The following is a 21,275-nucleotide window of genomic DNA, read 5'->3' as shown; positions in this document are numbered from 1 at the left end:
CGTATGCCATCATCAACAGCCCAAGTGTCGGTCTGGTGGCAACACCATTGATGAATACCACTAACGCCATCCTGATCATCATGCTGAGTGTGGCGACCATCACGACGATGGTGTGTTCGGTTGATACTGATTCCATCCTGAACTCCAGCACCTTCAAAGCCGGTATGAGTGCGTGTATTTGTATCCTCGGTGTTGCCTGGTTGGGCGATACCTTTGTACAACACAACCTGGACTGGATTAAAGAGACTGCGGGTAGCTTGATTCAAACTCACTCATGGTTGCTGGCCGTTATCTTCTTCTTCTGTTCAGCACTGCTTTACTCCCAGGCGGCAACTGCCAAGGCATTGATGCCAATGGCAATGGCACTGAACGTTTCACCACTGGCGGCCATTGCTTCTTTCGCAGCGGTTTCGGGTCTGTTCATTCTGCCAACCTACCCAACACTGGTTGCCGCAGTTCAAATGGATGACACCGGTACCACACGTATTGGTCGCTTCGTGTTTAACCATCCGTTCTTTATCCCGGGCACCATCGGGGTGGCACTGGCCGTTTGCTTCGGCTTCGTGATGGGCGGTCTGGTTCTGTAATCTGTAATCTATCATCTGTAAATGGGGCGCGCGATGCGCCCCACTCTCATTTGCGAGACTCTTCGCATCTATTCCCCTGCTACATAAATCATCTTCTGACTTACCCCTGCTTCGGGGTATAGTGCAATTTATAAGCTGATGGCTTCACACATTACATTATCTCGCAACTACCCACGTGACCCGCGAACAGCCCGACCAATGAGGTTAAAATGTCTGATTGTGATGCAATTGTGGTATTGTGCACTGCCCCTGATGAAGCCAGCGCACAGGATTTAGCCGCGCAGGTTCTGGGGGAAAAACTGGCCGCTTGCGCCACCTTATTACCGGGTGCGACTTCAATTTACTACTGGGAAGGTAAGCTCCAGCAAGAGTATGAAGTCCAGCTTTTGTTTAAGAGCACTATCAGTCATCAGCAGGCACTTCTTAGCTATATCAAACAACATCACCCCTACCAGACACCGGAATTACTGGTGCTGCCGGTACGGGACGGAGATAAAGATTACCTGTCATGGCTCAACGCTTCATTACTCTGATTCTGCTGCTGTGCAGCATTTTACTCGCGCCGTACAGCGCACAGGCTTCACTGTTTGGTGACAACTCATCTTTTGGCCCCAAAAGCAGCCAGAGCCGGTTTATTCCTGTCGATCAGGCGTTTGCCTTTGATTTTCGCCAACAAGGTGACCAGCTCACCCTGAGTTGGCAGATTCATCCTGACTATTATCTTTATCGCCAGCAAATCAAAATCGTGCCGCAAAATGCCACTATTGGGGAATTTACTCTGCCGAAAGGCATTGCGCATCATGATGAATTCTATGGTGAAGTATCAATATTTAAGCAACAGCTAACCCTGAAAATCCCTATTATACAGGCCGGTGAACAAGCCAGTATCAGTGTGACCTATCAGGGGTGTGCCGAAGCCGGTTTCTGTTATCCGCCAGAAACACGCGTGGTTCCGCTCACCGCTGTTGCAGCTGGCGCATCCACGGCGACGGTAACTGACACTGTTTCACTTGCGACAAACAATGCCACTCCCGTTGCGGCTGAATTACCTTTTTCACCGCTGTGGGCGCTGCTTATTGGCATAGGTATCGCCTTTACTCCTTGTGTATTACCGATGTACCCGCTGATTTCAGCTATTATTCTTGGGCGCGAAAAGCCCCACAGTCAGCGGCGGATATTGTTGTTGGCAGTGGTGTATGTGCAAGGAATGGCGCTGACTTACACCCTGCTCGGTCTGGTAGTGGCGGCGGCGGGTTTACAATTTCAAGCCGCACTACAGCACCCTTATGTGTTGATTGGGCTATCGGCACTGTTTGTGCTGCTGGCGCTCTCGATGTTTGGCCTCTATTCACTGCAATTGCCCTCGTCACTGCAAACCCGACTGGTGCAGTGGAGCAGCAGTCAGCGCGGCGGCTCGCTAGCCGGTGTGTTTGCTATGGGCGCACTGGCGGGCCTCATTTGTTCGCCGTGCACCACAGCGCCGCTCAGCGCCATTCTGCTGTATATCGCCCAAAGCGGTAATCTGTTGGCCGGCGGCGGAACACTCTATTTATATGCCTTAGGGATGGGTATTCCACTGGTGATTGTGACGCTGTTTGGCAACAAACTGCTCCCGCGCAGTGGCCCATGGATGCAGTATGTCAAAGAGGCATTCGGCTTTGTCATTCTGGCGCTGCCCGTATTTTTACTGGAACGGGTTTTAGGGGATGTCTGGGGCTTACGTTTATGGAGTTTGTTGGCCATCACCTTCTTCGGCTGGGCATTTATATTAAGCCTAAAAGCTCACTCCGGCTGGGCTCGTGCCTTCCAGTTGTTATTACTGGCAGCTTTGCTAATTGCCGCCCGTCCGCTACAAGACTGGGCGTTCGGCAGCCCCACACAACAGAGTGAAATTAAACATTTAGCATTTAAACAAGTGGCCGATTTACCCCAGTTACAAGCGGCGTTAGTGCAAGCGAAGGGTAAGCCGGTGATGTTGGATTTGTACGCTGACTGGTGCGTCGCTTGTAAAGAGTTTGAGAAATACACCTTCAGTGATGAACAGGTTCAGCGCCAACTAGCAGATACTGTGTTACTTCAAGCCGATGTGACAGCAAACAGTGCAGAACATGCCGCGCTGCTGAAAGAGTTGAATGTGCTGGGTTTACCGACCATCCTGTTTTTCGATGCGCAAGGGAATGAAATTCCCGCAGCCAGAGTGACCGGTTTTATGAATGCGAGTGGATTCCTGCAGCATCTACAGAACCTCCCGCACTAATGGGTAACTGATTGATATCCCATTGGTGGATGAACATGTGGATGAGCATATAGTCCGGCTCATCCACCCGCATTTTCAGCTTTCCCCACCGCCATACCTATTGCCAACGTGGCGGCGATGTTACGCGCTGTCCTGAACACATTGTCTGCGGCATTATCCAGCGCCTGCTCCAGAGTGCAAATAGTGTCAATGACACTGAAAACCGCATCCAGCCCGTGCTCATACACCACATCTACATCATCGGTCAGGCTACCGGCAATCCCAATCACCGGTTTGTTATAACGCTTAGCCACTCTGGCTACACCAACAGGCACTTTGCCATGAATGGTTTGGCTATCCATCCGCCCTTCACCCGTAATCACAAAAGTCGCATCTCGCACTAAGGCATCCAAACCCAGAGCATCCGTCACAATATCAATACCTGGGCTTAGGGTCGCGCCACAAAAAGCTAATAACGCGGCACCTAACCCCCCAGCAGCTCCCGCGCCTTCAACCTGATCAACATCGATATCCAGATAGCGCTTAATCACTTTGGCATAATGCCGCAACCCCTCATCCAATTGGGCAATCATCACAGGGGTCGCACCTTTCTGCCGACCAAAAACAGCAGAAGCCCCTGTACTGCCAGTGAGTGGGTTGGTGACATCACAGGCCACCTCGATTCGGCACGTCTTGATACGCGGATCAAGCTCTGAAATATCAATCCGATCCAGCTCAGCCAGCTTACCGCCGCCAAAACCAATCTGCTTCCCACGCTTATCCAGCAGTTTGACTCCCAGTGCCTGCACCATCCCTGCGCCACCATCATTGGTCGCGCTACCTCCGATGCCAATAATGATATGTTTCACGCCCTGATTAAGCGCCTTACCAATCAATTCGCCAGTGCCGTAAGAGGTGGTTTTCAAGGGATTACGCAAGGGGGGTGGAACAAGTTCGAGTCCACTGGCGGCAGCCATTTCAATAAAAGCGCACTTCTCATCACCGGATACCCCATAAAAGGCCTCAACCTCGGCCCCTAACGGGCCGGTTACATTGGCCTTAATCATCCGGCCAGCCGTGGCGGCAACCATAGCGTCTACCGTGCCCTCGCCACCATCGGCAACCGGCAACTTGATATATTCTGCATCAGGAAATTGAGTACGAAAGCCCGCTTCAATTTGTACGGCAACTTCCAGCGCGGATAAACTTTCTTTATAAGAGTCTGGAGCAATGACTATTTTCATAAATGATTCAATCTCATGAGCTATCCATTACTACTCAAGACAGCGGGATGCTTATTAGTATAGTTCTGTTACCCTGTGGCAAGCTGATGTGCCAGAAAATGCGCCCAGCTTCACAGACTGCGGGATAGCAAAAATCATGCACTCACCTTGCTGTTATAGCTTGGCAGGCAACTCAGTGATAAAGAGTTAGAAAAACCGAGCGGGAGTAGTGATAAGGTACAGGGGTCACTGGCAGAAAGTGCCAATGCATTTATTTGCGCAATAGGCATAGGAAAACCGTACTTGCCAGTAATAAGTTAGAGGAGAGCAATGTGCAACGCGAACAAGTTTTAAGCTGTGCGCTCAATCTGTTAGAGCAGAAAGGGTTGGCAAATACCACGCTGGAGATGCTGGCAGAAGAAGTCTCCGCCCAGGTCAGTGATCTGACCCGATTTTGGCCTGATCGCGAGGCGTTACTGTATGATTGCCTGCGCTATCACGGCCAACAGATCGATACTTGGCGGCGTCAATTGCAGCTAGATGAGACATTATCGCCGAAACAAAAATTACTGGCGCGCTACCAAGCACTCCGTGAACAAGTGCAAAACCAGCGCTATCCCGGCTGCCTGTTTATTGCCGCATGCAGTTTCTATCCTAATGACGACCACCCTATCCACCAATTGGCAGAACAGCAAAAACAAGCCTCGCTAAATTATACGCAGGAACTATTGCACGAGATGGATGTTGACGATGCAGGCATGGTCGCACAACAGATGGAGCTAATTTTGGAAGGTTGCCTGAGTAAGCTGTTAGTTAAGCGCCAATTACAAGATGTTGAAGTCGCCAAGCGCCTGGCAGAAGATGTATTGGAAGTTGCTCAATGCCGAAAAAACGGCGCACTGGGTTAAGCGCTACACCAAGTCAAATTTCAGAGCAATTTACGCAGTTTTTCCCATTTTTGCCTGAAAAGAGAGCGATCAATACGGTTTTAGGGGTTTTGCGCTATAAATTCGTTGACGATCAGCGCCTAATACGGTTTAATGCGCCCCGTTGCCCGGATAGCTCAGTCGGTAGAGCAGGGGATTGAAAATCCCCGTGTCCTTGGTTCGATTCCGAGTCCGGGCACCATATTCATAACCGGTTTGTTAAGAAGTAAGATTTTTAACAGGCATGACAAAGTACTCGAATCATCATCGTAAAGTAGGCTGTAATTGCTACACCTTGGTTGAACATAGAGTACGAAGAAACCGAAGAATGTTAATACATCTTCGGTTTTTTTATGTCAATTCTTTGCAAATATTGGCAGTTTTTTAACGTAACTGTCAATTTCCTATTAAGGAAAACGGTAATTTACTGTTTTCAATGCTTAAATCGTCTTAAAGCCCTTTTCTAATCTGAAAAAACCTCTTCCAATGCCAATCTAAGACTGTCTATATTTCCTTCAACATATTCCAGAGTAACCGCGACACTTGAATGCCCTAGCAGGGTCTGAACCACTTTCAGATTACGATCCGGTGATTTCATCATCTCAGTAGCGATAGTATGCCTAAATCGGTGTGGGCTAATCGTACAGCGGCATTCAACTGAAAGTCTGCGGAAGAAAGAACGTAATGGCGGATTATCCATATTGTCAGTAACGGAATCTTTTCTCCCGTCAAACCGACTGATATTGAATAACTGATCCACCTGATTAGCCCCCTTGTCTATCGCCGCTGCAACCAATCGCTCCAGCCTCGGGCGTAGCACTCGGGCTATCGGTACTCGATGCTCTTTATGGTTTTTCGAGGCTTCTGGTCGTAGATTTATCCATCCGTCATTAAGATTGACGTCCCCCAAGCGTATATGCAGGAGTTGATTTTGTCTCATACCGGTATAACGCAGGGTGTCAACCACCGTGAGCCAGAACCAGGCTGGCCTCAATGCACATCGTGATTTATCCATTATTCCAACATGCTCTTCCCTTTCTCTCGCTTCCATAAGCAAATAAATTTTTTTAATTTCAGATTGAGTTAGCGTTTTTTTACGTTTGACGTCGGGTCTGGCGATGACGCCATTAAATGGATTTTCTTTATGTGAAACAAAATCATGTAAAAGTGCATGATTAAAAATAGCTCTCATATGGGCAACTTTATTGTTCCAGGTGATAGATGAGAGTTCCTGCTCATTTAAAACATACCGTCGCCAGTTCAATACAATTAACCGACTCACTTCACCAGGCAACAGATGATCTCCGGTATAACGTCTAAAGGAATTGATTACCTTGCGATAACTCCATTCAGTTGCTGGCCTCAATGACTTACTAAAAAAATAGTCCTGAAGAATATCATCATAATTAGCCAGATTCATTTCTATCTCCATATAGATTTATTGAATACATTATTAAATATCTATTTATTAAGCGACAGCCACTTACTGTCATTGGGGGAAACTACATGAGTAAAAATAAGAGTGAGCGGGATCATATAACCGAATACTTTGATAAATCGGCCATCTCTTTTTTCATTTTTATATTTACGGTAAATATAAATACCCTTACCGTTACGGGAATGATGACGGTTTAGTGCCTCAAAGTTCTTCTGAATATCATCCTTATCTATTTCAGAATTAGGCTCCGCAGCTAAATAACGGTAAAAACAGTCTGGCGTCTGCACAAAAACATACTGCTTTATGATATGTACCAAACTATCCTGGGCGTTAACTGTGAGTCGCCCATCGGCCACCGAAGAAACCAGCCAATGCCAGAAAGATTCTTCCGGTATTTCAGTGTTAACCGCCTTTTCACTTTGAGGTTTGGCAGAGAGGTTGTTGTTAGCAGAACTGTCTGAGACAGGCATATGTCGTGCGGAAACCACAGTAAACTCGGAAGATTGGAGACCGCATTTTTGCCGTGCTTCGCTGACTGCAGCATGAAGTACTCCACTAGCAGCTTTATTTCCTGACAAATAAGCCAACAGCATTTCTGTTACTTCTGACCAGCGAGATAGCCAGCACAGACCTTGTTCAGGAAGCAGTCGGTAAGCAACCATAGCGGCCTTGAGTACAGTCTCAGGTGTAGTCGGTGTGAATCTGACTCGCCAGCATGTAGAAGGGGCTGTCAGCCCTGAATACCAAGGCGAGCCATCTTGATGAAAAGCAGTCATTTCATTTAGTGCACTCAGATTATGCAACAATGCAGCCCAAAATATCGCCGTACGCCAAGCTGAGCTTTGTTCGGCCTGCTCTTCTGGTGTCACACCTGGAGGCAACATCCAACCTCTGGACAATCGTACTGCGCAAACAGCGACATCCAAAGCCTCATCAAGCATTCCGCCTTCCCGAGCATAAGGGCCAGTTTGTGCTGCAGGTAGTTGTTGCACCCTAATGGCCAGTTCCCTGATCGGTGCCAACCAGAAAATCTCCCAGACCGAACGGGAAAGCGGACTATTTTCCCAGAGTTGCTGGAGTGCCTGTTTGCGGTTATCAACGGAAAGAAGACTTTCCGCATTCAGAAAGGGAAACCAACCGTTGGGATCGACACTATGTGCCGTTGAAGCGGGTTGCACCTCACTACTCATCTGATCAAACTTGCCTGAAACCCACTTTAGCATTGCGCCCTCATTTCGATTATTGGGAAAGGGGATTACGCTACGCTTTAGGGGTTAGCAGGCAACGGGAAACTCTTAGTCCATTTTGGAGACAAAACCCTTGACCTGTTGGTAGAGTTAACCGAACACCGTATTGACGCCGCTCAGGCAAGTAGGACTGTATGTATCCCATTTAAAAGAACCACAACCCCGTTATTATACAGTGGGTTATGCACCTAATGGCGGTAAAAAGCACCCTAACCCTAAACTTATTCTGAGCGGTAAGTGGCTGGAAGCACTGGGATTTACTACCGGCCAGCACGTTACTGTTATCCCCGAACAGGGCCAGTTGATTATTTATCGTCCCAGAGGCCTGCGAAGTCTTCCAGCGCCTGCAACGCGCCTTCTTCCGTCGGTGACTGGTAGACGGCTTTCAGCCCGCGGGTGACGCCTTTGTAGTCCTTCCACGACACGTATTTCAGGCTGTTGCGCACCATATGGATGATGCAAAGCTGAATATGCGTCTGGGGATATACGCTGTTTATGGCATCGGGGAAGCCCTTTAGGCCATCGACACAGGCAATCAGGATATCCTGAAGACCCCGATTTTTCAGTTCAGTCAGGACATTAAGCCAGAACTTCGCGCCTTCATTTTCCGCTATCCACATGCCCAGCAGTTCCTTTTGACCTTCGGTATTAATACCCAGCACGAGGAAAACGGCTTTGTTAATGACAGAACCGTTGTGACGAACCTTTACCACGATACAGTCAAGATAAACAATGGGATAGAGAGACTTCAGGGGCCGATTTTGCCACTCGCCACCTGCTCTTTAACCCCGTCGGTGACTTTCGATATCAACGCAGGCGAGACATCAGCATCGTACATTTCTTTAAATGTGGCGACGATCTCACGGGTCGTCATACCTTTGGCGTAAAAGGACAAAATCTGGCTGTCTATCTGTGTAATACGCGTCTGGTTTTTCTTTATGAGTTGAGGTTCGAAGGTATTTTCACGGTCACGTGGCGTGTTCAGCTCGATTTCGCCGTCATCGCACAGAAGGGTTTTGGATGAATAGCCGTTACGGGTATTCGAGCCTGATTTTGGGGCATTTCTCTCGTGTCCGAGGTGCTCTGTCAGTTCAGCATTCAGTGCTGTTTCGACGGTTAACTTCGTCATGGTGCCGAAGGTGAAGTTGCCACTGGCACTCACGCTGGTCTGTTTGCTGGCTGAATATAACAGCGAACGACCTCATGAATCCCTGAATAACCTGACGCCGGAAGAATATCGGCTGATGGCTGAGAAACCGGAAATCTCAAAAAGTGTGTGGAACTAAAGCTGGGATACTTACACTTGCAGCGACTTCGCAAGGGGCGAGGCTCATGAATGAGCCGAGTATACCCAGCCAGCAGCGGCAAGATTTGGGGACGAACTGGGTACGGGAGAACGGCCAACTGATCATCGTCGACGGCTGAATCATCGAGCCAAGGATCACCGATACGGCACGGCTAGAGATCACCGCCGCACCCAGAATGATCCGGTTACGACAGCGGGAAGATAGAGTTTTTAGGGCTTAGAAGCAAAGATCCCAGCCAACTGGCGGGATTCACCACAAGATTTAGATTAAATCTTCACCATTTAAAAGTACAATAATATTTCCTTCCCCTAACTCTTGCCTTAACACATCTGCTATTTCAGAAGTGTTCAGTGCAGGGAAGGATTTATCATTAACCGCAATCAAAAAATAAGACATTGGTTCTTTTAAGCCGAACTCTTGAGCAATTAACAACTTAGTTTCTTGATTATACTTTTCAACACGATCATCAATCAACTCAAGCTGCTGGCAACTTAAAATTGTGTGTGGATCAAACATAAGATACGGACCATCAAAGAGATGGGTGTACTTTTCCCTCAACACACCTAACTTCTCTTTCAGTTCATCAATATTTATTGATGTGTAACACGTTATATCAATTGACATTTACTTACCTTACTTTATTTGTATTGGTTTTCCTGACTGGTCAATAACAATGACCTTATCCAACCCTTTAATTGGCCAATCACTAAATTGCTTTTGTAAATCACTAATGCTTGCTTTTGTATCTGCCAAGTTGATAACAACATTGTTTGTTTGACCGCTATTAACCTTCTCTAAAGCTCGATCATAAATATTACGAACTGAGTTTGTTTTAGGGGCAATATTATCGAACACCTCACCATTGATTTTATAGTCTGGATTTTTAACTCCTGCTGTTACAGGGTTCTGCTCAACATGATAGCCATTTTGAGACAGGATCGCAGCCCCCTCATTTTCTCGTTGCAATGAACGTATATTTTCTACTGAAGCATTTGGTGGCAGTTTAGTTGGTTGGCCGCTTAAAGAACCTGTTGTACCCTTTCCTGCATTCTTCGCAGCATTAGCCACAAGAGCTTCTGCTTTCGCTGCCGCCGCCTCTGCGGCCGTTTTACCAACCCCAATAGCTCCCGCGGCACCGACACCACCGGGTGTAACTCCTTCTGCTACTTGCAACCCTGCATTATTCAGACAAATTGCCGGTGCCGCTTTACAACCTTCCAGTGCTGCTTTGGCTGCCGCCACTATTTCCGGTGTTGCTCCTATTATCAGTGCACCGCCAGCCACTCCAGCAATTCCTGCTGACACCACCAGATTTCCTTCAGCTACGCCTTTCGCAATGTCAGTCTTACAGGCCGTATCACAGCCAGGGGTGTTACCCAGCCAGAATCCGATTTCTCCGGCTCCCAGGCCCAACGAGTTATTCTCCAGCGCATTCTTTCCAGCTTGTGCCCCGGCAACTGCGTCAGCGGTGCTGCCGCCGGCTAAACCACCGGCCAATCCTGAGGCCAGTGTACCCAGTGCACTGATGGTTTGTCGCTGCTCTTCGGTCAGGTCTTCACGGTTGATGCCAGGGTACATCTTCTGGGCGATATACTCACCCATCACCGCCCCCGATGCACCGGCCAGCGCACTGTTTCCGTTCACCTGAGCCATCACTGCACCCAGTACTGCATGTGCCATCAGGTTGGCTTCGACGTTGACTTTGCCGTTGGCATCGGTGGTCATATTGTGAATCACTTCAGCCAGATACGGCGCACTGGCACCCGCCAGGGCTTTTGCCATATCGCCACCGGCCAGGCCCTGTATGGCGGCGGTTGCGGCCTGAACGCCTTGTTGCAGGGCGCTGCCGGTGCCGTTTTTCTTCATTTCGTCTTTGTAGACATCCGAGTTGCGCAGTTTTTCCATATACTCGGCACGGTCTTTCTCGGTGGCATTTTCCTTCAATGGGCCGAGTTTTTCTTTTGCTGCCTTCAGGCCGTTGATATCACCCTGTGTGCGAATAACATCACTGACCTGACTGCCAATCTCGCCAATCAGTTGTGCTTCACGCAGGCGGTTTTGTTCTTTCTCTTTATCGAAGATAGGGGAGAGGGCGTTGTTGGCGTGTTCGACGTCGCGGCTCAGGTCAGCGACATTTTGCTGTTGTTTATCGGTATCGCGTACCATGATAGTGCCATCTGAAATAGCCGCATGAGTGGTGGAACTGGCATCACCACTATTACCGCCCATGATGGGGATGCCCCCGCCCATGTTGCTGATAAAGTCCTGGCTACCCGTAAAGCCGCCGCTACTCAGGCCCATGCTGCTGGTCGAGGTTTTAAAACTGGCCTGATTATCGAGTTCCGAGAAGCCGAGTGAGCCCGTATCCAGCTTGTTTTTATCGGCAGTAGCAGTCGAGCCAATGACTGCGCCGTCAAGCTGAGTGTGTTCGCCGACGGTGATATCAAAGCCGCCTTTGCCTGCGAAAATGCCGGTCTGTTCCTGCACACTATCATAATTGCTGTGCAGCTTGTCTTGGCTCATGCTCAGATTGGCAGAACCACCGCTACCAATGACCGCGACACTGACGCCCCCGCTGATACTGATCTGTCTAGAATAATAGTTATCACTGTCTTGCTGGCTTTGCAGCAACAGGGTATCGCGGCCACTGGTGATATTGAGCTAGTTACCGAAAGCTGCTCCAATCCTAGTTAACAGATAACAATTAAAGATAATTAGCTGGAAATATTGGGATTTACTACCAGTCAACCGATAACTGGGGTTGAGTAATCAACTTAAATCTAGAGAGACGAGTTGCCCATCATCACCAAAAACAATTGTCACCATTCCATAAGGACAATCAGCCGTAATGACTTTATTTTTAAGCTCTTCATCTATGCAGTGTGAAGCACTCTGTATTTGATCATCAAATCGGATTTCAAGGAAATAACCTTCGCCGTTGTTCACATGAGGCAATGCATCTTTTTCGCCTCGTGATGCAAGATATTTTTGTATTTCTTCAATATGTATTTTTGCCATACTCATTAGCACCTCAAGGTAAAGGAACAAAAAAACCTTTTTCGATAAGATTTTTCACTTGGTTTGGCCTAATAGGGCCGACAGATATTATTTTCATTTCATTGTTTGGCACTGTAATACGCAAAAGCTTTCCATCAACGCTTTGTATTACATTAATATGGCCACTTCTTGCATCATAAACCTGATTGCCTATCTCCCCGATCAAATTGATTTCGCGCAGGCGGTTTTGCTCTTTCTCTTTATCAAAGATTGGCGTAAGGGCGTTGTTCGCATGCTCAACATCACGGCTCAGGTCAGCGACATTTTGTTGCTGTTTATCGGTATCGCGTACCATGATAGTGCCATCTGAAATAGCCGCATGAGTGGTGGAACTGGCATCACCACTATTACCGCCCGTGATGGGGATTACCCCCGCCCATATTGCTGATAAAGTCCTGGCTACCCGTAAAGCCGCCGCTACTCAGGCCCATACTGCTGGTCGAGGTTTTAAAACTGGCCTGATTATCGAGATCCGAGAAGCCGAGCGTGCCAATAGCCTCATTGGGATTTAACACCGACACCCCGCTGCAATTGATGATCCAGCACCACCGACGGGAGGCATTGTGTGAGGCCAACCAACAGTTTAGGGGCAGATGGGGTGCGGAAAAACAGCGAGTTGGTGATTGGTGACGACTGGTTTACCGAGTCAGGTATTACTGGGACTGAGCAACTGGAGGTCACTGCTGCGCCCGGTGTTATTCGGTTATAGCGGTGGGAAGTGGGGGTATTTAGGGCTTAAACGCAAAAATCCCGACCAGTTGGCCGGGAATTTTCAGGCCATCGTTACCACTTTGTAAAAGTGAAGCTAATTGGATCTATTGTTTTTTTTCCTAACTTGGTGTTCTTGTATTTTGATTTTAATCCAAATAGCCGTCCCCAAGACGCCTCCTCCTATGTATCCTGTTTGCAAAAATGAGGAAAAAATATCTTTACAGTTAAATAAAAAAACTCCTGTTTTAAAATAAACCAATAACGACGCGAGCAATACAGAAGCAGCATCAAAGAAAAAAAATAAAACAAGACACATTAGCACAAGGCCAACTAGCCGAAAAAAGTCATTTTTTAACATTGGTTTTATCTATTTCCTCAAGTGTATCTTTTACCAAGTTTCCAGTTTTTTCACTGATATAACTTCCCCCTACTGCACCAGTCAGGTCAGATATACTTTCTTTAGCAACCGTTGAGGTTGAACCTCTTATTATCGTTCCTCCGACACTACCAAGAATAGAACCAAATCCTGCACCAATTGTAGAATTAGGGTGATGTTGAGCTGGTTACCGGCATTGACTGTGGTTTCCGTGTGAGTCACGCCGTTGCCGCTTTCACTGCCTTTACCCGCCTGTAACTGACTGCCGTACACCACGATATCGCCATCAGTCCCTTTGTACGCATTGGTCTGAGAGTAATGTCTTGCGCGGCCTGTAGATTAATACTTGGCCAGCACTCCAACAGAGTGCTTACTGACTCACCGCTTACAGATCAAGTCGAGACTAAGGCAATTTAGAGCTTAGATGGGGAAGGATCGGTTCGGCAAGCAGGCAATTATCACCGTTGAGCGCGGTAGAATAATTATTGAACTGGATATTAATATCTGACAAACAGGCAAAAAAATCCCAGCCGGTTAGGGCTGGAATTGGCTTTATTTCAACATATAGTCAAATTTTTCATCCCAGTTAAACCTGATATCCTGTTGCTTAACTTGTTCAAAAACTTGTACTATTTTGTCAAAATATTCACCGAGAACTTTTTTAGAAAACTCGGAATTTAACCAAATGATTTTAACTGGTCTCTCAATATCAGTACTCAAGCGATCCCATAGAGCATTAAGATTTTTTCCGTAATAAGGGCCAAGATCCAATTCTTGGGACAAGATATTGTGGAAATCGTCCGAAGAATGAATACGATTTCCATCAAGTATAATTTCACGATCTGTCATTTCCATGTCCCTATTGACGTTGCTGTCTTATAGTGGTCTGTAGTTATGTATAAAAGTCCATCATTTGAATACAACAAACGTGTCCCAGGTTGGTTACTTCTGGATATTGAAGCATCTAACCCTATATCTGCCTCGCGCCAAATTCTGCTTGGCGCAGATGGCAATAAATTGTCCGCATCTCTAAATACATCCCCGCCAATCTGCCCACCAGGAACACTATTATTTAAAGCCTTTCCGGCTTTCCAACCATTCTGCATAGCTGTTTCTTTTGGAACGTAATTTGCTGGTAAATTTCCTGTGGCACGTAGACTTTCTACAAGTTCATTTGCTCCCTGAGTCGTTTTTAAATCCATTTTCAGACCAGCATATTTTGCAGCATTATGAGCCACATTAGCCGCAACAGCTTCAGCTTTTGCCGCAGTCTTACCTATGCCGATTGCACCACTGGCTCCAACCCCCCCCGGGACTATCGCTTCTGACATCTGGATACCGGCATTATTCAGGCACAGCACCACATTACCCGCACACGCCTGTATCGCTGCTTTCGCGGCTGCTGCAATTTCAGGGGAGGCCGCAGCCAATAAGCCGCCACCCAGCCCCGCCGGTATTGCTACCATTAGAGCATCCTGCATCGCTAGCCCTTTCTGGCACGAAGCCGAACCGGGATTATCTGTACAGGACATAATATTTTTTGCATGTTCTTGCGCGGCTTTTATCTGCCCGTCTTCAGTTCCCCCTCCCAGTAGGTTATTCTCAACCGCATTCTTGCCAGCCTGCGCTCCGGCCACTGCGCTACTGCTGCTGTCACCTACCAACCCACCCGCCAACCCGGCGGCCAGTGTCGCCAGCGCACTGACGGTTTGTTTCTGTTTTTCGGTGAGACTGTCTTTATCCCAGCCCATGGCCTTGATGATTGCCGGTGCGGCGGCTTCTGCCGTGAAGGCAGAGATGGCACCGACTGTCGCATTGCCACTGAAGTGGCCCACCACCGCACCTAACACCGCATGCGCCATCAGATTAGCACCCAGACTCTGATCCGCGGGCAGGTATTTGCTGATTTCATGGGCCAGATAAGGCGCGCTGCCGCCAGCGAGAGCCTGGCCGAGGTTACCGCCGGTCAGCCCCTGAGTGATCGCTGTCGCGGCCTGGATCGCCCGTTGTAAATCACTGCCGGTGCCGTAACTGGCTGACGCTGTATTACGTATCTGCTCGACCAGTTGCTTATTCGTCGGCGTCAGATTGCCGTTCTCCGCCAGCGCGTCTTTTGCTGCCTGAATCGCTTTCGGATCTTTCAGCGCTTTTTCTTCCGCTATCTTACCCTGCGTGCGCGCAATATCGGCAACCTGATTGCCTATCTCCCCGATCAAATTGATTTCGCGCAGGCGATTTTGCTCTTTCTCTTTATCAAAGATTGGCGTAAGGGCGTTGTTCGCATGCTCAACATCACGGCTCAGGTCAGCGACATTTTGCTGTTGTTTATCGGTATCGCGTACCGTGATAGTGCCATCTGAAATAGCCGCATGAGTGGTGGAACTGGCATCACCACTATTACCGCCCGTGATGGGGACGCCCCCGCCCATGTTGCTGATAAAGTCCTGGCTACCCGTAAAGCCGCTGCTACTCAGGCCCATGCTGCTGGTCGAAGTTTTAAAACTGGCCTGATTATCGAGATCCGAGAAGCCGAGCGAGCCCGTATCCAGCTTGTTTTTATCGGCAGTAGCAGTCGAGCCAATGACTGCGCCGTCGAGTTGAGTGTGTTCGCCGACGGTGATATCAAAGCCGCCTTTGCCCGCAAAGAATCCGGTCTGTTCCTGTACCGATGTGTAGTCTGAGTCAATTTTGGACTTACTGGCACTGACACTCCCGCTGCCGGTCATGGTGCCAAAGGTGAAGCTGCCACTGGCACTCACGCTGGTCTGTTTGCTGTCGTAGTTGTTGCGGTCTTGCTCACTTTGCAGAGTTAAATTGCGACCAGCATCCACTTTCACGGTTTCGCCGCTGACCTGCGCACCTTTCAAGGATGTATCGCGGCCACTGGTGATACTCACCGTATCACCCGCTTTTAACTGGGTTTCAGTATGGGTCAGGCTGTCGCCTTGCTCTTTGCCTTTACTGGCATTCACACCCGCAAAGATACTGATACCGGCCCCTTCTCCGAAGCCAATACCTATTCCAATATTGCCGCCCGAACTTTTATTACTGCCATGCAGACTCTCACTATTTTCGGCACTGTTCAGCGCAATATCATTTTTAGCAGCCAGACTGAGATTTTTCCCTGCTTGCAGCTCGCTGCCCTGTACCCGAATATCACCCGGCCCCTTGTCTCCAGTGGCGGTGATAGAAAGATTATTCCCGGCAGCAATGTTACTGCCGCTGGCGGTGGTCTGCTCAAGACGACTTTCTGATTTACTTTTTTGGCTGCCCAGTGAAATGCTCACTCCCACCGCATTGGGGTCGCCGGTTTCATTGGCAAGCACCCCTGCTTGGGCCGCCTGAACGCCCTGGAGCACTGTTTTGGTGGTCTGCAATGCCTGGAGGCGGCCGTTGGTCTCTTTTTTGGCATCCTGTGCGCTGGTGACGGCGCTGTTGATGGCACTACCTGCCGCGCCAGACAGGGCGACGGTGATACCACTCTGTTTGCTCTCGGTGGTATGTTGTTGAGACAGGTGGTTTTCCACCGCCGTTATCGCGACGTCTGACCCTTTCAGGCTGATGTCTTTATTGGCGATCACTTCGCTGCCATGAATCTTTAGCTGATTTCCTGCATCAAGAGTGACATTGCCGCCCAGACTACCTATGGTGCTACCGACGTTGCTCAGCGTCTGCGTTTTGTCAGTCGTTTTTTGACTATTGCTCCCAATGGTGACACCAATCCCGCCGGTGGTCATCAGGCCCGATTTTTTCTTCTCATACCGATGAGACTCACTCTCGCTCTGCTGCGCGGTGCTGACGGTGATATCTTCTTTAACCCGCAGGCTAACATCATTATCGGCCACCAGGTTGCTGCCGGTGACGGCGATATTTTTGCCGCTGGCATCGATAGAACCCGCCGAAAGCATTGAGCCGACCGCCAGTGTCTGGCTCCGGCTGTCTTCGGTGTGCGTGGTGGAACTGGAAGCCAGACCTTTGTGCATGCCGGTATGAATGCGCAGTTCATCATGCTGTTCGTTCTGTGTCGTCAAGGTGACATCGCCACCCGCCGCCAGCTTTAACGCGCCATCGGTTTGCACCGCGCTGGCACTGAGGGTGATGTCTTTTGCTGCCTGTAAAGTGATATCGCCCCTGGCGTTCAACTGGCTGCCGAGCAGGGTTTCATCATAGAGATCCACTGAGTCGCTATGGCGCTTGGTGACGGCTTTACCGGTGACATGCAGGCTGTCGGTCGCTGCACTGAGGTTGATATTTTGCGCCTGCACATCAAGGGTATCGGCATTGATGTTTGCGCCCACGGCGGTTAGATTGTCGACCTTCGCGGTCAACGCACCACCGACATTCACCTCGCTACCCAGATGGCGAATGTGTTCGCTGGTGGCGTGGCCATAAGCATAATCCGAACTTATCTGGTCACTGCGCTCGACGGTATTGAGCAGCCAGTCGCCGCCGGTTTTGACCTGAAGATCCTTACCGACATTCACACTTGCGCCTTGCAGGATAAAGTCGCGCTCGGTCTTAATCACCGCGTTGTTACTGACATTGATACTCGCCAGCGGCCCCAGCAGGGTTTGATTACGCAGCACCGCACCATTGCTGCTACTGAGTTGTCCACTGTCGGTGCGCAGGATTAAATCGCGCCCGCTATCCAGTTGCAGATTAGTGGCGTTTAGCCGCGTGCCGGTCAAATTAATATCATTGTTTAGCGTACTGAGCTGCATATTGCCGCCCGCTTGCAGCAAGCCGCCATTGCTGGTCAGGGCGATATCTTTTGCCATGCTGATGCGCAGATCATGGGTGGCTTTGATGGCCCCCTGATTGCTTAAACCCTGAACATCGGTGAGTTCGATATTATTGGCGGCAATCAATGCGCCATTGGCCTGTAAGTCGCCCGGTTTGACGCCCGCCAGATAGACCACCGGTACCAGCACGGTTTGGCCAGCGACTTCGCGGCTTTCCATCAGCACGATGTTACTGGTCAATGCCGCCATCTGCTCGGCACTGAGGTGGGTGCCAAGGGCAAGATTGAACGCTTTACTGTATTCAATACCCGCCGCGAAGAGCTGCTCGAACTGCTCTTGTGCGCTGCGGTAATCGCTGGCGACGGTTTGACCGGTTAAAGCCAACACCTGATCGCGCACCAGCCGCTGCTCATAGGCGTTATCCCCCAGCCGTTTATGGATGAAAGAAGGATCGTTATTTAACTGCTGGAGATAGTAATCCGACCCTTTCCAGTTATTCAGATTAGCAAACGCAGGGTTGGTTTCTATCAGATAACCGCCGCTTACGGTGTAGTCGGTATTGAACTGATACAGCCCGCCATTAGGTTGTGTCAGGGTGATGCCGTTAAAGTCGACAGCAAGATCTTTACCGGTATTGTCACGATCATTGGGCGGCACAATGGTGCTGGGGTTAGCCCCATTGTTAATCGTCGTCCCACTGCCACTAATGGTTTTCGCCGTAAGACTGGAAGCGTATTGGTTGGTCGCCTGTTCTTTGACCTCCGGCCCCCAACCGGTACCCCACAAATGGCCTTTGTAGGTGCGGTAGCGCCACTCACCGCTGGAAGTGGTTCTTTCGATCAACCGTTGTGCATTCCCCCAACCATTTTGGTTCAGCGTAACACCCGAGAGGTCAATCTCGCCTTGCGCACTCACTTTACTCCAGAAGTTTTCCAGCGTGCCGACATGAGGTGTTAAGTGACCACCTGCCAACAGTTGAGCTTCAGGGCTTATCTTATCGATGCTGTTTTTGGCAATAGTCGAGCTATAGTTTGTGCCAGTGTAATCGCTGTTCATCTTGCCACCATGAGGTGGCTCAGCATAGCGACCGCCTGGGATGTCGGGGTTTGCTGTTGTCCAGTAAGCCGTGCCACTTGCCGTTCCTGTCTGCACGAAGTTGCTATTGGCAGTCAAGATATGGCGACTATTGGTCAGCTTGCTGGCGTAAACCAACAGATCTTTGCCAGATTCAATTAGGCCAGAAAGGTTGAGAATCTGTGCCGCCGTCTGATAACTCCCGCCATTATCTTGCCCGCCCGCCAGAATGACCTTGCCCATACCTAAAATAGTGGTGGTCGCCGCGCTGTCGGTGTGGGTGACGGTATCACTGTTCTCAATCACCGGTGCCAGCAAGGTTAATGTGCCATTTTCATCCGTTGCGCCGATGAGGGCTTTAGGGCCGGAGTTGGTGATGCTATCTCGCGCTTTAAGTGTGGCTTCAGCCCCAATAATGCTGCCGCTATTAAACAAGGTGGTGGAGTCGGTGCTGAGTTTTCGGCCTGCTAAAAACTGCCCACCATTGGTTAAGGCACCCTGAGTGGTAAAGGTTAAGTCTCGTCCAGCCTGGAGGGTGGAACCTGACAGATTGTTGAAATCACTCAGTAAACCAATAGTCAGATCCTGACTGGCACTGACTTTACCTGCGCTGCCATCAAACTGACCCAGATTCAACGAGATATTATTCGCCGCCAGTGAGCCGCCTTGGTTATTGAGTTTTTGAGCTGCATTTGCGCCCGCAGTAATGGTCAGCGAGCCGTGAGAGATGATATTGGCGCGTTGTGTGCTGACATCACCACTGTTAGCGGTAATGTTAATCTCGCGGGCTTGGGTATGACTCTCGGTTAAATCAACCCGGCTACCGGTTAGCGCCATGGCACCGGCGGCGAGAGTTTGGCCTCGCGCGATTAAGTCCTGACGAGTGGCAAGCATCAGGTCACCGGTATCCGTCAGGCGGCCATCGCTCTGCACACCCGCGCCGAGTAAGCTGTTGGCATTGCTGTTTACGTTTTCGGCTTGCAGTGAGAGTTTACCGCCAGAGAGCAGAGTACCATCACGGTTATCAATATCACCCGGCAGGTTTAGATTGAAATCTGTGGTTCCGGTTTGGGCTATCACGCCGCCGACATTGGAGAGCGCTTGCGCGTCGAGTGTAATTTGCCCTGCAATCAGGCTAGCGTTGTCGGTATGCAGTTGCGAGGCGGTCGAAGCAGACAGACGCTGACTGGCGGATAATTTGGCTCCGCTGAGATCCATTGGCCCGCCTTGTGAGGTCAGTGTGATATCACGGCTCTGGGTTTGACTGCCGCTAAGATCAATACTGTGCGCGTTGAAGTTCTGCGCCGTGCCACTGATATTTTTCCCTTGGGCAATAAGTTGCCCGCTGGCATCAATGCTAAGAGTGCCGCTGGTAACACTGCTGTTGTCGGATTTGACCCCCGCACCCAACACAGAATTGCGACTGCTGTTGACTTCAGACGCGCGAAGAGCGGTATCCCCCGCAGCGGCAATGGTGCCCCTGTTACTGAGCTTAGCCGCCGTAGTGAGTTGGGTATCACCACTGGCGTAGAGCACACCTGAGTTATCAATATCCGCAGAAGTTTTCACCGCCAATTGTTGGGCGCTATTAATCTGGCCACTGTTCATTAACATGCCGTCCGCCGTGATGGCGATGTCACCCGCTGAAGCGCCTATCTCGCCCGCATTGCGCACGCCGACACCACTTTCAGTCCCAATCAGGCGGATTTTACCGGCATACATGCCACCCAAATTGGCGACATCCACCGCCACGGTAGGGCGGGCGCTGCCATCATCGGCTTTGGCCTTTATATTCTGATGGGCAGCATCAACCTGATTGCGCCCGGCGGTGACTTTCAAGTCATTGGCCCAGATACCGGCATTGACTTTAACCGAACGGGCGATCAGATCAGTATGATCCTGACGGCTGCTGTCCAGACCTTTGCCCTGAATAACAATCTCACCCCGATTCACATCGTAGCCCGCGAGCTGGCCATTATTGAGCTGCGCCTGACCGGTCGTTAAGGTCGCGCGGTTGGCATTAATAAAACCGCAGCCCTCACAGGTAATGCCCGCCGGATTGGCAATAACCACCTGCGCTTTGCGCCCGGCCACCTCGATATAGCCATTGAGTCTGCTGGGGTCACGGCTGTTGACTTCATTGAGGATAATACTGGCTTCACCGCGTGCCAGCGACGGGTTTCCGCTGACAAAGCCGCCGAGTTGAGTTTGATTGACGCCCTGACCGTTATTGAGGATCACGCCACGATTATCGACATCAAACTGGCTGTAAACGTTACGTGAAACGCCACCACTGCTGGGTGCCTGGATATTCACCTGTGGCGTGCCGTTAGCGCTGCTGATAATGGTTG

At 49.7% G+C, this 21,275-nt stretch carries 15 protein-coding genes, 1 tRNA gene and 4 pseudogenes; 8 read left to right on the top strand and 12 right to left on the bottom strand.

Translation table 11 applies throughout. The annotated features are described in order from the left end of the window. The 3 genes from ACNSO8_RS14475 to ACNSO8_RS14465 form a co-directional block, all read left to right on the top strand. Positions 1–587 (top strand): anaerobic C4-dicarboxylate transporter family protein (locus tag ACNSO8_RS14475; RefSeq protein WP_418393906.1); only part of this gene is annotated, 587 nt, incomplete at its 5' end. A 209-nt stretch (positions 588–796) separates the two neighbouring features. Then, positions 797–1,120: a divalent cation tolerance protein CutA gene (cutA, locus tag ACNSO8_RS14470; RefSeq protein ID WP_418395041.1), complete on the top strand. Its 324-nt coding sequence runs from the start codon at positions 797–799 to the stop codon at positions 1,118–1,120. Further along, entirely contained in the window at positions 1,096–2,844 is a 1,749-nt protein-coding gene (locus ACNSO8_RS14465) for a protein-disulfide reductase DsbD (protein WP_418395040.1), read from the top strand. Before cutA ends, ACNSO8_RS14465 begins: the two co-directional genes overlap by 25 nt. A gap of 59 nt (positions 2,845–2,903) precedes the next feature. Here the strand turns inward: ACNSO8_RS14465 and ACNSO8_RS14460 are convergent, their stop codons facing one another. Further along, the gene (locus tag ACNSO8_RS14460; protein ID WP_418395039.1) at positions 2,904–4,067 is read right to left on the bottom strand and encodes a glycerate kinase; all 1,164 of its coding nucleotides are present in this window, start codon (positions 4,065–4,067) and stop codon (positions 2,904–2,906) included. 311 nt (positions 4,068–4,378) lie between these two features. Here ACNSO8_RS14460 and ACNSO8_RS14455 point away from each other — a divergent pair, with 311 nt between their 5' ends. Together ACNSO8_RS14455 and ACNSO8_RS14450 are read left to right on the top strand one after the other, a co-directional pair. After that, a complete protein-coding gene (locus tag ACNSO8_RS14455; RefSeq protein WP_418395038.1) occupies positions 4,379–4,954 on the top strand; it encodes a transcriptional regulator in 576 nt (191 codons plus the stop codon). A gap of 144 nt (positions 4,955–5,098) precedes the next feature. Further along, positions 5,099–5,174, top strand: a tRNA-Phe gene (locus ACNSO8_RS14450). 261 nt (positions 5,175–5,435) lie between these two features. On the opposite strand, the gene ACNSO8_RS14445 is transcribed toward ACNSO8_RS14450, so the two are convergent. Beyond that, positions 5,436–6,392, bottom strand: a complete 957-nt coding sequence (locus ACNSO8_RS14445; protein WP_418395037.1) for a tyrosine-type recombinase/integrase — start codon at positions 6,390–6,392, stop codon at positions 5,436–5,438. Positions 6,393–6,433: 41 nt separating this feature from the next. Further along, positions 6,434–7,633: a TraI domain-containing protein gene (locus tag ACNSO8_RS14440; RefSeq protein ID WP_418395036.1), complete on the bottom strand. Its 1,200-nt coding sequence runs from the start codon at positions 7,631–7,633 to the stop codon at positions 6,434–6,436. A gap of 199 nt (positions 7,634–7,832) precedes the next feature. Here ACNSO8_RS14440 and ACNSO8_RS14435 point away from each other — a divergent pair, with 199 nt between their 5' ends. Then, positions 7,833–8,057, top strand: coding sequence for a SymE family type I addiction module toxin (locus tag ACNSO8_RS14435; RefSeq protein ID WP_418395042.1), 225 nt, complete (start codon positions 7,833–7,835; stop codon positions 8,055–8,057). On the opposite strand, the pseudogene ACNSO8_RS14430 reads toward ACNSO8_RS14435, so the two are convergent. Further along, a pseudogene (locus ACNSO8_RS14430) lies at positions 7,966–8,786 on the bottom strand (IS256 family transposase); the annotation flags it as partial. The gene ACNSO8_RS14435 and the pseudogene ACNSO8_RS14430 sit on opposite strands and share 92 nt — an antisense overlap. A gap of 46 nt (positions 8,787–8,832) precedes the next feature. Between ACNSO8_RS14430 and ACNSO8_RS14425 the strand changes: the two are divergent. Continuing rightward, positions 8,833–8,943, top strand: a pseudogene (locus ACNSO8_RS14425) (integrase); the annotation flags it as partial. Between the two features lie 282 nt (positions 8,944–9,225). Here the strand turns inward: ACNSO8_RS14425 and ACNSO8_RS14420 are convergent. The 5 genes and pseudogenes from ACNSO8_RS14420 to ACNSO8_RS14400 form a co-directional block, all read right to left on the bottom strand. Continuing rightward, entirely contained in the window at positions 9,226–9,588 is a 363-nt protein-coding gene (locus ACNSO8_RS14420; protein WP_019081659.1) for a hypothetical protein, read from the bottom strand. Between the two features lie 9 nt (positions 9,589–9,597). Then, a pseudogene (locus tag ACNSO8_RS14415) lies at positions 9,598–11,625 on the bottom strand (VENN motif pre-toxin domain-containing protein); the annotation flags it as partial. A gap of 108 nt (positions 11,626–11,733) precedes the next feature. Continuing rightward, positions 11,734–11,982 (bottom strand): hypothetical protein, encoded by a 249-nt coding sequence (locus ACNSO8_RS14410; protein WP_418395035.1) that lies wholly within the window; start codon positions 11,980–11,982, stop codon positions 11,734–11,736. A 13-nt stretch (positions 11,983–11,995) separates the two neighbouring features. Then, positions 11,996–12,316, bottom strand: a complete 321-nt coding sequence (locus ACNSO8_RS14405) for a hypothetical protein (protein WP_418395034.1) — start codon at positions 12,314–12,316, stop codon at positions 11,996–11,998. Positions 12,317–12,368: 52 nt separating this feature from the next. Beyond that, entirely contained in the window at positions 12,369–12,536 is a 168-nt protein-coding gene (locus ACNSO8_RS14400; RefSeq protein ID WP_418395033.1) for a hypothetical protein, read from the bottom strand. Between the two features lie 50 nt (positions 12,537–12,586). Here ACNSO8_RS14400 and ACNSO8_RS14395 point away from each other — a divergent pair, with 50 nt between their 5' ends. Further along, positions 12,587–12,730 (top strand): hypothetical protein, encoded by a 144-nt coding sequence (locus ACNSO8_RS14395; RefSeq protein WP_418395032.1) that lies wholly within the window; start codon positions 12,587–12,589, stop codon positions 12,728–12,730. A gap of 549 nt (positions 12,731–13,279) precedes the next feature. On the opposite strand, the pseudogene ACNSO8_RS14390 reads toward ACNSO8_RS14395, so the two are convergent. From ACNSO8_RS14390 to ACNSO8_RS14380, 3 genes and pseudogenes are all read right to left on the bottom strand, one after another. After that, positions 13,280–13,390, bottom strand: a pseudogene (locus tag ACNSO8_RS14390) (hemagglutinin repeat-containing protein); the annotation flags it as partial. A 270-nt stretch (positions 13,391–13,660) separates the two neighbouring features. Beyond that, positions 13,661–13,957, bottom strand: a complete 297-nt coding sequence (locus ACNSO8_RS14385) for a barstar family protein (protein ID WP_268215959.1) — start codon at positions 13,955–13,957, stop codon at positions 13,661–13,663. After that, a partial coding sequence (locus ACNSO8_RS14380; protein WP_418395031.1) for a hemagglutinin repeat-containing protein occupies positions 13,954–21,275 on the bottom strand: 7,322 nt, incomplete at its 5' end. The genes ACNSO8_RS14385 and ACNSO8_RS14380, both read right to left, overlap by 4 nt.

It is taken from the genome of Yersinia sp. LJYL362 (genome assembly GCF_048323875.1).
This window is presented reverse-complemented; position numbering and strand designations above follow the sequence as displayed.

Excerpts from the sequence above, each read along its gene's own strand:
- cutA (WP_418395041.1), top strand. The coding sequence starts at position 797 with ATGTCTGATTGTGATGCAATTGTGGTATTGTGCACTGCCCCTGATGAA.
- ACNSO8_RS14465 (WP_418395040.1), top strand. The coding sequence starts at position 1,096 with ATGGCTCAACGCTTCATTACTCTGATTCTGCTGCTGTGCAGCATTTTA.
- ACNSO8_RS14460 (WP_418395039.1), bottom strand. The coding sequence starts at position 4,067 with ATGAAAATAGTCATTGCTCCAGACTCTTATAAAGAAAGTTTATCCGCG.
- ACNSO8_RS14445 (WP_418395037.1), bottom strand. The coding sequence starts at position 6,392 with ATGAATCTGGCTAATTATGATGATATTCTTCAGGACTATTTTTTTAGT.
- ACNSO8_RS14440 (WP_418395036.1), bottom strand. The coding sequence starts at position 7,633 with ATGCTAAAGTGGGTTTCAGGCAAGTTTGATCAGATGAGTAGTGAGGTG.
- ACNSO8_RS14420 (WP_019081659.1), bottom strand. The coding sequence starts at position 9,588 with ATGTCAATTGATATAACGTGTTACACATCAATAAATATTGATGAACTG.
- ACNSO8_RS14410 (WP_418395035.1), bottom strand. The coding sequence starts at position 11,982 with ATGGCAAAAATACATATTGAAGAAATACAAAAATATCTTGCATCACGA.
- ACNSO8_RS14405 (WP_418395034.1), bottom strand. The coding sequence starts at position 12,316 with ATGGTACGCGATACCGATAAACAGCAACAAAATGTCGCTGACCTGAGC.
- ACNSO8_RS14385 (WP_268215959.1), bottom strand. The coding sequence starts at position 13,957 with ATGACAGATCGTGAAATTATACTTGATGGAAATCGTATTCATTCTTCG.